Source organism: Nocardioides sp. P5_E3 (assembly GCF_054049275.1).
The window spans coordinates 20062-29427 of the sequence record NZ_JBFUMR010000043.1; the positions used below are offsets into that span (position 1 = coordinate 20062).

13 protein-coding genes are annotated in these 9366 nt (G+C 71.9%); 3 read left to right on the plus strand and 10 right to left on the minus strand.

Going from position 1 to position 9366, the window contains the following annotated elements:
- Positions 1-17 precede the first annotated feature (17 nt).
- The 3 genes from ACXJKB_RS21040 to ACXJKB_RS21050 all read right to left on the minus strand — a co-directional run bounded on the left by ACXJKB_RS21040 (position 18) and on the right by ACXJKB_RS21050 (position 1925).
- Entirely contained in the window at positions 18-629 is a 612-nt protein-coding gene (locus tag ACXJKB_RS21040) for a hypothetical protein (protein ID WP_457191891.1), read from the minus strand.
- A 123-nt stretch (positions 630-752) separates the two neighbouring features.
- A complete protein-coding gene (locus ACXJKB_RS21045; RefSeq protein ID WP_457191893.1) occupies positions 753-1403 on the minus strand; it encodes a response regulator in 651 nt (216 codons plus the stop codon).
- A gap of 39 nt (positions 1404-1442) precedes the next feature.
- On the minus strand, positions 1443-1925 hold the full coding sequence (locus ACXJKB_RS21050; RefSeq protein ID WP_191192999.1) for a GNAT family N-acetyltransferase: 483 nt from the start codon (positions 1923-1925) through the stop codon (positions 1443-1445).
- Positions 1926-2021: 96 nt separating this feature from the next.
- On the opposite strand from ACXJKB_RS21050, the gene ACXJKB_RS21055 reads away from it, so the two are divergent.
- A complete protein-coding gene (locus tag ACXJKB_RS21055; protein WP_300046632.1) occupies positions 2022-2402 on the plus strand; it encodes a VOC family protein in 381 nt (126 codons plus the stop codon).
- A gap of 28 nt (positions 2403-2430) precedes the next feature.
- Here ACXJKB_RS21055 and ACXJKB_RS21060 read toward each other — a convergent pair whose 3' ends face one another.
- Both ACXJKB_RS21060 and ACXJKB_RS21065 read right to left on the minus strand, forming a co-directional pair.
- Entirely contained in the window at positions 2431-2967 is a 537-nt protein-coding gene (locus ACXJKB_RS21060) for a DinB family protein (RefSeq protein WP_457191896.1), read from the minus strand.
- Between the two features lie 79 nt (positions 2968-3046).
- Positions 3047-3583, minus strand: a complete 537-nt coding sequence (locus ACXJKB_RS21065; protein WP_457191898.1) for a hypothetical protein — start codon at positions 3581-3583, stop codon at positions 3047-3049.
- A 53-nt stretch (positions 3584-3636) separates the two neighbouring features.
- Here ACXJKB_RS21065 and ACXJKB_RS21070 point away from each other — a divergent pair, with 53 nt between their 5' ends.
- Complete coding sequence (locus ACXJKB_RS21070) at positions 3637-3999, plus strand: YchJ family protein (RefSeq protein ID WP_457191912.1); 363 nt, start codon at positions 3637-3639, stop codon at positions 3997-3999.
- Here the strand turns inward: ACXJKB_RS21070 and ACXJKB_RS21075 are convergent.
- The 5 genes from ACXJKB_RS21075 to ACXJKB_RS21095 are packed head-to-tail and all read right to left on the minus strand — an operon-like array spanning position 3989 to position 8392.
- A complete protein-coding gene (locus ACXJKB_RS21075) occupies positions 3989-4618 on the minus strand; it encodes a YigZ family protein (RefSeq protein ID WP_457191900.1) in 630 nt (209 codons plus the stop codon). The two genes, ACXJKB_RS21070 and ACXJKB_RS21075, sit on opposite strands and share 11 nt — an antisense overlap.
- Entirely contained in the window at positions 4615-5691 is a 1077-nt protein-coding gene (locus tag ACXJKB_RS21080; RefSeq protein WP_457191902.1) for a YihY/virulence factor BrkB family protein, read from the minus strand. Before ACXJKB_RS21080 ends, ACXJKB_RS21075 begins: the two co-directional genes overlap by 4 nt.
- Before the next feature lie 57 nt (positions 5692-5748).
- A complete protein-coding gene (locus ACXJKB_RS21085) occupies positions 5749-6528 on the minus strand; it encodes a sulfite exporter TauE/SafE family protein (RefSeq protein ID WP_457191904.1) in 780 nt (259 codons plus the stop codon).
- Positions 6529-6542: 14 nt separating this feature from the next.
- On the minus strand, positions 6543-6953 hold the full coding sequence (locus ACXJKB_RS21090) for a hypothetical protein (protein WP_457191906.1): 411 nt from the start codon (positions 6951-6953) through the stop codon (positions 6543-6545).
- A gap of 32 nt (positions 6954-6985) precedes the next feature.
- Entirely contained in the window at positions 6986-8392 is a 1407-nt protein-coding gene (locus tag ACXJKB_RS21095) for a cystathionine beta-synthase (RefSeq protein ID WP_457191908.1), read from the minus strand.
- A gap of 61 nt (positions 8393-8453) precedes the next feature.
- On the opposite strand from ACXJKB_RS21095, the gene ACXJKB_RS21100 reads away from it, so the two are divergent.
- Positions 8454-9366 (plus strand): SGNH/GDSL hydrolase family protein (locus tag ACXJKB_RS21100; protein ID WP_457191910.1); only part of this gene is annotated, 913 nt, incomplete at its 3' end.

Sequence of the window (9366 nt, forward strand, 5' to 3'; positions counted from 1 at the left end):
CCGGTGAGGGACGGGTGTCATCGCAGGACGGGGTACTTCCGTACCAAGCTCGTGCGGTTCCACCAGTGACCCAGCCCCCACGTGGTGCCGGCCGCGCCGAGGGCGAGGACGGCCATCGAGATCACGCCGATGAGGTGGTCGTCGACGACCGGGTTGTTCGCCAGCGGGAGCGATGCGGCGTACATGAAGGCGTACATGAGTGCGCCGGCCGCGGTGCCGATCCGCATCCCGACCCCCAGCAGGAGGGTCACGCCGATGCCGAGGAGGCCGGCCATGAAGAGCCAGTCGACCCAGGTCTGGCCGGCGAGGGAGGCGAAGAACCCGTGGAAGGGGTTGTCCGCGGGGACGCCGAAGGTGAGGAACCCCTCGGTGGGGCTGCCCCCGTTGAGCCAGGCGGCGTCCTGGGCCATGAAGTCGGTCCCCGCCCGGGAACCGTCTTCGGCGAACTGGGCCCCGGTGCTGAAGCCCAGGGCGAAGGTCTTGTCGAGGAAGGCCCACAGGAAGGTCACTCCGAAGGCGATCCGCAGGACGGCGAGGGCGCGGGACAGGCCGACCCGGGAGACCTCTTCGGTCTCGGAGGTGGTGACGCCTTCGGTGCTGATGTGGTGCTGGCGGTGGATGACGTTCATCGTCATCTCCTCCTCGGGTGGTGGGTTTGCTGGGTCACCACCACAGTCCCGCGGCCACGCTCGCGGCGTCAGGGCCGCCGGTCACCGGGTCGGCGGGACGAAGGTCCCGCCCGCGAGGGGACCTCAGCGCGGCGCGTCGCCGAGGAGCTTGGAGGCCAGCACGGCCGCCTGCGTACGACGCTCGAGGCCCAGCTTGGCGAGGATGCTGGAGACGTAGTTCTTCACCGTCTTCTCGGCGAGGAACATCTGCTCGGCGATCTGCCGGTTGGTCAGCCCCTCGGCGATGTGTCCGAGCAGGATCCGCTCCTGGTCGGTGAGCGAGGCCAGCTCGTCGGGCGTGTCCGGGCCGTTGCGGATCCGCTCCAGCACGGTCGCCGTCATCGCCGGGTCGATGAGCGACTTGCCGGCTGCGACGTGCCGCACCGCGGTCACCAGGTCGGAGCTGCGGATCTCCTTGAGCACGTAGCCCGAGGCGCCGGCCATGATCGCCGCGAACAGCGCCTCGTCGTCGTCGTACGACGTCAGGATGAGCGCCTTGATCGTCGGGTCGACAGCCCGCACGGCACGGCACACCTCGATGCCCGAGCCGTCCGGCAGCCGCGCGTCGAGCACCGCCACGTCGGGCCGCAGGGCCGGGATGCGTGCGGTCGCCTCGGCCGCGGTCGCGGACTGGCCCACGACGACGATGTCCTCCTGCTGCTCGAGCAGGAACGTGAGTCCCTCACGCACGACGTCGTGGTCGTCGAGGAGGTACACGCGGATCGGCTCGCCCATGGGGACATTCCACCAGACGCGCCCCCGCGGGGGCTTGATTCAGCCCAGGTCGAGGTACATGACGTGCAGGCCGACCCGTCCGTGCCGCGTGCTCTCGAACGCACCGGGCACCGTGCCGACGATCGTGAAGCCGAGGTCCTGCCACAGGCGGACCGCGCCGGTGTTGGTCTCGACCACGGCGTTGAACTGGATGCCGGCGAACCCCTGCTCACGGTGCCACGCGACCATGTCCTCGGCCAGGCGCCGACCGACGCCGCGACCGCGTGCGGTGGCGGCGACCATGAACGACGCCGTGCCGACGTGGGCGCCGCGGCCCGGGCGGTTGGGGCCCATCTTGGCGGAGCCGAGGACGCTGCCGTCCTCCTCGAGGACCGTCACCCGACTCCCGTCGAACCACCAGCCCCGGGCCTGGTCGGACGTCGCGCCGAGCGGGTAGGCGTAGGTCTCACCGGCCTCGACGATGTCGCGCCAGAACGGCCAGATCGCCGGCCAGTCCGCCTCCGTCGCCGCCCTGATGCCCATCGCGTGCTCCTCTCCGTCCGACCGGTCTGGAGCAGTCTCCCGACGGCGCCCGAGGGGGCGCACACTGGGGGTGACCAGCAGAGAAGGAGGCGCTCCATGGCGCTCACGCACCGCACGGTCGCGATGATGATGCCGGTCACCGACGTCGACCGCGCCCGCACGTTCTACTCCGAGTCCCTGGGACTCGACTACACCGGCACCAACGACGAGGGCAGCGCGACGTACGCCCTGGACGGCGGCTCCACGCTCGTCCTGCTCCCCCGCCCCGACAGCCGTCCGTCGGAGAGCACCGCGATGAGCTTCGAGGTCGACGACATCGGCACCGAGATCGGCGAGCTCGAGCAGCGCGGCGTGGTCTTCGAGGACTACGACCTGCCCGACCTCAAGACCGTCGACCACGTGTGCGTGATGGGCGCCGAGAAGGCGGCGTGGTTCAAGGACCCCGACGGCAACGTGCTCTGCCTGCACCAGGACTGACCCGGCACGACGTGGGCGGGCGACCCGCTCAGACGTCGGTCGCGCCGTCGACGGACTGGCGGATGAGGTCGGCGTGACCGGCGTGGCGGGCGTACTCCTCGACCATGTGGACCAGCACCCAGCGCAGCGTCGCCGTCTCGCCCCTGGCCGGGTCGCGCGGACGCGCGACCTGCCGGCCGAGGTCCGGGTCGGCGGCGAGGGCCGTGTCGAGGCAGGCGTCCGAGCGGACGATGGCGTCGGCCAGCAGCGCGTCGAGCTCGGCGTGCGTCGCACCGGCTGCGCTGTGCCAGTCCCAGTCGGGGTCCTCGGCCCACGGAGCGGCGTCCCACGGCGGGGACGGGTCATGGCCGGCCAGGTTGTAGGAGAACCAGTAGTCCTCCACGAAGGCGAGGTGCTTGAGCATCCCGCCCAGCGTCAGGTCGCTGGGCGGGAGTCGCTGGTCGAGCTGCTTGTCCGTCAGCCCGCTCGCCTGCAGCCTGATCGTGGCGCGGAAGTGGTCGAGGTAGGACCGAAGCATCCCGACCTCGTCGTTGCTGAAGGACGGCACCGGCCGCTCGATCGTCATGGCGGCGAACCTAACGCGGGCACGCGCGGGCGCGACACCGGATTTACCGGGCCGTGCCCGCGCGTCCTCGCGGGTCGGGTCAGAGCGACGGGCCCTCGCCGCGGAGCTTGTCGACCTCCCCCATCGCGTCTCGCAGCTGGCCGAGCCACTCGTCGGCGTGCTGGCCGACCAGCCGCACCGACCACGCGAGCGCGTCGGAGCGCGACCGGGCGACGCCGGCGTCGACGAGCGTGTCGAGCACCCGACGCTCGGGCTGGCGCAGCCGGGTCATCACCGGCGCGGCGACGTGGGTGAACAGCGCCTCGGTGTCGCCGAGCCGCACCCCCCACGACACCTTGCGCTCGTAGCGGGCCTGGGCCTCGAGGGCGATCTCGATGCGCTCGGCCTTGGTCTCGGACCGGAAGCGGCTGATGCGGCCCTCCGCCTCGGCCCCGTTCACGTCGTCGGCGAGGGTGCCGACGACCAGGATCTCCTCGCGGTCGACGGTGACGTCGACGGCGCTGAACCATGCCTCGGGCAGCCGCCCGTGGAACCACTCGGACGCGTCGGACGCGTCCGGCAGGTCGGCGACCTGCCACCCGCCGCGGCGACCGCGACGGCTCTCATCTGTCTTCATGTATTACATGATTACACCGCAACACAAACGGTGGCCAGTATCGTCGACCCGTGCTGTCCACCCCCTGCCCGTGCGGGACCGGTGAGTCGTACGACGGCTGCTGCGGGCCGTTGCTCGCCAACGTGGCGCAGGCGGCGACGCCGGAGCAGCTGATGCGCTCGCGCTACACCGCCTTCGTCACCGGGGACGCCGACCACCTCTTCCGCACCTGGCACCCGCGCACCCGGCCGGACGACGTGCGCCCCGTCCCGGGCACCCGGTGGACCGGGCTGCGGATCCTGGCCGCCGAGGCCGACACCGTCGAGTTCGTCGCGACCTGGGAGGGCGGCGCGATGCACGAGGTGAGCCGGTTCGAGCAGCGCGCCGGCCGGTGGGTCTACGTCGACGGGGAGGTCGACGGCGACGTCAGTCGGTGACGTCGACCCAGCACTCCCCCACCGGGGTCGCCAGGGACCGCCCGCCCGTGGCTGCGGCCACCAGCTCGTCCAGCCGCTCCACCGCCCCCGGCGCGGCGGCGAGCAGCAGCCGCACGCGGGCGTCGTACGCCACGTCGAGCACCACGACACCGCGCGACCGCAGCTCGCCCTCGACCCGGCCCGCGTCGGCGTGGTCGAGCTCCAGGGCCAGCTCGGTGAGGAGCGAGCGGCGCAACGCCCCGGCCTCCGCCACCGCGCCGCGCACGGCGTCGCCGTAGGCCCGCACCAGGCCGCCGGCCCCGAGCAGCGTGCCGCCGAACCAGCGCGTGACCACGGCGGCGACGTCGCTCAACCCGGCGCCGCGCAGCACGTCGAGCATCGGCGCCCCGGCAGTGCCCGCCGGCTCGCCGTCGTCGGACGAGCGCTGGATCGCACCGTCCGGGCCCAGCACGAAGGCCGAGCAGTGGTGCCGGGCGTCCCAGTGCTCACGCCGCAGCGCGGCGACGAGGGCGCGGGCGTCGTCCTCGGTCGCGACCCGGCGCAGCGTGCAGAGGAAGCGCGACCCGCGGTCCTCGACCTCGGCGGTCGCGTCGCGGGCGATGGTGACGTACGACGTCACGCCGGGCGCTGCGGCGACGGCTCGTCCACCGATTCGGGCGGTGTGGCGGACTCGTCCACCGCGTCCGGCGGCACGGAGGGCTCGTCGGCGTCGCGCTCCAACGGGCCGGGTTCCCAGCGCACCACCACCTTCTCGAAGCCCTTGTGCCGCTGCATCCGCGCGTAGGAGGCGTAGGCGCGGCGATCGGCCTCGGTGAGCACGACGTTGTCGGTGAACGGCGTGAGGAGGGCACGGGGCCAGAGCCGACGAGCCAGCACGACGTTGATCTCGGTCGCCAGGACCGCCATCACCGCACCGATCCAGAGGAAGCCGATGAGTCCGAGGACCAGGCCGAACGTCTTGGTCATCGAGGAGGTGTTGACGAGCACGCGGTCGACGTACGCCGCTCCGCCGAGCTGCAGCACCTGCCACATCACCGCCAGCGCGTAGCCGCCCGGCGCCGCCCGCACGAACGAGTGCTGTGCGGTGGCGGCGAACCGGAACAGCAGGGTCAGGAAGGTGCCGACGACGACGACGGTGATCAGCGGGAGCAACAGCTTCAAGCCCTGGTCGAGCGCCTCGCCGAAGAGGTCGGTGGTGCTGGCGACGGTGGAGACGATCGAGACCGCCAGCAGCGAGAACCCCCCGGTCACCAGCAGACCGAGGGTCTTCAACCGGGCGTAGAAGGGGTTGGGGCGGCTGTTGCGCGGTACCGACCACGCGACGTGCTGGGTGTTCTGCAGCGCCTGGCCCAGCCCCATCGCACCGTAGAGCGCCGCGAGTCCACCGATCACGACACCGGTCACCGATCCCTGCAGGCCCTCGGGCCGCCCGAGCTCGTCACCGATGATCGGGAACTGGGCGAGGGCGGAGTCGAGGATCTGCTCCTGCCAGTCGGGCTCGCCGCGCAGGATGAGGCCGAGGATCGAGGTGCCCAGCAGCATCAGCGGGAAGATCGCGATGAAGGCGTAGTAGGTCAGCGCCGACGCGAGGTAGGGCCCTTGGTCGTCGAAGTACTTGTAGACGACAGCGATCGGGAAGCCGAGGACGCGATGGCGCCGCTGGAACCCGTCGACTGCCGAGACCGCTCCCACGAGGTGGAGGCTACCGTCCGGACGCGCTCCTCCCCCGCACCGACGGCCCGGACGCCGTCACCACCACCCGACCAGCTGTCCGCCGAGGCGTACGACGAAGCCGGCGACGACGACGAGGAAGAACACCCGCACGAAGCCTGCGCCGCGCGCCACCGCGAGCCGGGCGCCGAGGTAGCCGCCGGTGATGTTGGCCGCTGCCATCGGCAGGGCCAGCTGCCAGATCACCGCACCTTGCGGCACGAACACCGCCAGCGCCGCCAGGTTGGTCGCCCAGTTGGCGAGCTTGGCCTTGGCGGAGGCCTCGAGGAAGTTGTAGCCGAGCAGGCCGACCAGCGCGAAGACGAAGAACGAGCCCGTGCCCGGCCCGATGGCACCGTCGTAGAACCCGATGGTCAGGCCGGTGAGCACCACGACGGTGAGGTGCTTGCCGCCCTGGAAGCGGAGGTTGGTGAGCTGGCCGACGCTCGGCTTGAACCACACGTAGGCGCCGACGACCACGAGCACGACCAGGATGATGGGATCGAAGGCGCTGCGCGGCAGCATCGAGGCGACGAGGGCCCCACCGACCGATCCCAGCCCGGCAGCGAGCATCAGCGGCAGGAAGGTGCGGGGGTCGGGGTGGATGCGACGGACGTACGTCGCCGCGCTGATGGAGGTGCCGCAGAACGACGCGAGCTTGTTGGTCGCGGCGATCTGCACGACCGACGCGCCCGGCAGGCCCAGCAGCAGGGCAGGCAGCTGGATCAGCCCACCGCCGCCGACCACCGCGTCGACGAAGCCCGCGGCCAGTGCCGCCAGCACGAGGAAGAGGATGACCTCGCCGGAGAGGTCACCCATGTCGGTGCCCCACGTCAGCTGGACGTGTCTCGGCGGAACTCCTGGACGACGACTGCGTCGTAGTCCTCAGGCATCGTCGTGCTGAGGCCCGGGCAGATGAACTGCTGGGACTGGTCGGTGACCATCTTCGCGGCCGAGCAGCTGAGCGTCGCGACCGGCGAGCCGTCGGTGGAGAACACCATCTCGAAGAGCGCGGCGCGCTCCTCGTCGGAGGTGTTCTTGATCGTGCCCTTCACCTCGGGCGTGGTGACCTCCTCGAGGCCGGCCGACCGCTTGATGGCGTTGAGCTCCCACCCGTCCTCGACGTCGAAGCCGTTCCAGGAGAAGGCCTTGCCGACCTCCACCTCGACCGGGTCCGTGCTGGTGCTGGTGCTGGCGTCGTCGCTGCTGCAGGCCCCGAGGGCTCCCAGGCAGGCGAGTGCCACCAGGCCTGTGGCCAGACGCGTCGTGGGGCGCCTCACGAGGCGGCCACGAAGGTGAGCAGGTCCTGCCGGGTCAGCACGCCGATGGGCTTGCCGTCCTCCTGGACCAGCACCGCGTCGGCGTGTTCGAGCAGCGACACCGCGTCGGCCGCGGCCTCGGTCGACCCGATCGTCGGCAGCGCCTCGGACATGTGGTCCTCGACCTGGTCGGTCAGCTTGGCGTGGCCGGCGAAGAGCGCGTCGAGGAGCGTGCGCTCGGACACCGAGCCCGCGACCTCGGCGGCCACGATCGGCGGCTCGGCACGGACGACCGGCATCTGGCTGACGCCGTACTCCTGGAGGATGTGGACGGCCTCCGCGATCGTCTCGCCGGGGTGGGTGTGCACGAGGTCGGGCAGCTGGCCCGACTTGCCGCGCAGCACCTCGCCGACGGTGCGGTGGTCGGCCTGCGCGCCGGTGGCGAAGCCGTACTGGCCGAGCCACTCGTCGTTGAAGACCTTGGTGAGGTAGCCGCGACCGGAGTCGGGCAGCAGGACGACGACGACGGCGTCGGAGCGTCCCTCGGCCGCGAGCTCGTGGGCGACCTGGCGGGCGGCGTAGGCCGCCATGCCGGCGGAGCCGCCGACCAGCATGGCCTCCTCGCGCGCGAGGCGGCGGGTGAAGGCGAAGGAGTCGGCGTCGGAGACCTCGATGACGCGGTCGGCCACGGACCGGTCGTAGGTCTCGGGCCAGAAGTCCTCGCCGACGCCCTCGACGAGGTAGGGACGGCCGGTGCCGCCGGAGTAGACCGAGCCGGCCGGGTCGGCACCGATGACCTGGACGTCAGGGTTCTTCTCCTTGAGGTAGCGCCCGACACCGCTGATCGTGCCGCCGGTGCCCATGCCCGTGACGAAGTGGGTGATCTTGCCCTCGGTCTGCTCCCAGATCTCCGGACCGGTGGTCTCGTAGTGGGAGCGGGGGTTGTGGGGGTTGGAGTACTGGTCGGGCTTCCACGCGCCGGGCTCCTTGGAGAGCCGGTCGCTGACGTTGTAGTAGGAGTCCGGGTGCTCCGGCGCGACGGCCGTCGGGCAGACCACGACCTCGGCGCCGTAGGCCTTCAGCACGTTGCGCTTGTCCTCGCTGACCTTGTCGGGGCAGACGAAGACGCACTTGTAGCCCTTCTGCTGGGCCACCATTGCCAGGCCGACACCGGTGTTGCCGGAGGTCGGCTCCACGATCGTGCCGCCGGGCTGGAGCTCGCCGGACGCCTCCGCAGCCTCGATCATCCGGCTGGCGATGCGGTCCTTCACCGACCCGCCGGGGTTCAGGTACTCCACCTTCGCCAGCACCAGCGGGGCGTCTGCGCCGTCCCCCTGGTCTCCTCCGGGAAGGTCGAGGGTCCGGCTGAGCCGGACGAGCGGGGTGTTGCCGATCAGGTCGAGGAGCGAGTTCACGTACTGCACCGGGCCAATCTAGCCGTCTACTCGTCCGTAGCCGTCACTGCCGGTTGCGTAGCATCGGGGCGTGGGGGCAACAGGAGCAGCACGCAAGCTGGCATCGGCCGCGGCCCTGGGCGGCGGCGGGCTCTCCGTCCTCGGCGCCGGGCTCTACGGGGTCCTGGTCGCCGAGGCGAAGATCGCGCGGAGGCTGATCGGCAACGCGAACGACGTACCTCCGCAGGCGACGGGCTGGTACGGCCGCGGCCGACCGGGCCCGGCGATCCGCATCGCCCTGCTCGGGGACTCCAGCGCCGCCGGCTACGGCGTGGACCGCGTCGAGGAGACGACCGGCGCGCACCTCGCCACGGGGGTCGCCGCGCAGGCGGACCGCCGCGTGCACCTGCGTTCGTTCGCCGTCGTCGGGGCGCAGTCGAGCGCGCTGGCCGAGCAGGTCGACGCCGCCCTCGGCACCCACCCCGACCTCGCCGTCGTGCTGATCGGCGCCAACGACGTCACCCACAGCGTGCTGCCGTCCGCGTCGGTGCGCCACCTCGCCGAGGGCGTACGACGCCTGCGCGAGCAGGGCGTGGCCGTCGTCGTCGGCACCTGCCCCGACCTCGGCACCATCCGGCCGATCCCGCAGCCGCTCAAGCAGGTCGCGCGCGAGTGGTCGCGCCGGCTGGCGGCCGCGCAGACCATCACCGTCGTCGAGAACGGCGGCCGGTCGATCTCGCTCGGCGACATCCTCGGCCCGGAGTTCGACGCCGCACCGGCGCTGCTGTTCGGGCCGGACCGCTTCCACCCCTCGGCCGACGGCTACAAGCAGCTCGCGTCGGTGCTCATCCCCTCCTGCCTCGCGGCCCTCGACCTGCTGCCCGAGGACGAGGCGCTGCCCGAGCCGCGCCGCCGCGAGGGCATCCTGCCGGTCGCGGCCGCGGCGGTGCGCGCCGCTCGTACGCCCGGCACCGAGGTCGACGGCACCGAGGTCGGCGGCACCC

Excerpts from the sequence above, each read along its gene's own strand:
- ACXJKB_RS21040 (WP_457191891.1), bottom strand. The coding sequence starts at position 629 with ATGAACGTCATCCACCGCCAGCACCACATCAGCACCGAAGGCGTCACC.
- ACXJKB_RS21045 (WP_457191893.1), bottom strand. The coding sequence starts at position 1,403 with ATGGGCGAGCCGATCCGCGTGTACCTCCTCGACGACCACGACGTCGTG.
- ACXJKB_RS21050 (WP_191192999.1), bottom strand. The coding sequence starts at position 1,925 with ATGGGCATCAGGGCGGCGACGGAGGCGGACTGGCCGGCGATCTGGCCG.
- ACXJKB_RS21055 (WP_300046632.1), top strand. The coding sequence starts at position 2,022 with ATGGCGCTCACGCACCGCACGGTCGCGATGATGATGCCGGTCACCGAC.
- ACXJKB_RS21060 (WP_457191896.1), bottom strand. The coding sequence starts at position 2,967 with ATGACGATCGAGCGGCCGGTGCCGTCCTTCAGCAACGACGAGGTCGGG.
- ACXJKB_RS21065 (WP_457191898.1), bottom strand. The coding sequence starts at position 3,583 with ATGAAGACAGATGAGAGCCGTCGCGGTCGCCGCGGCGGGTGGCAGGTC.
- ACXJKB_RS21085 (WP_457191904.1), bottom strand. The coding sequence starts at position 6,528 with ATGGGTGACCTCTCCGGCGAGGTCATCCTCTTCCTCGTGCTGGCGGCA.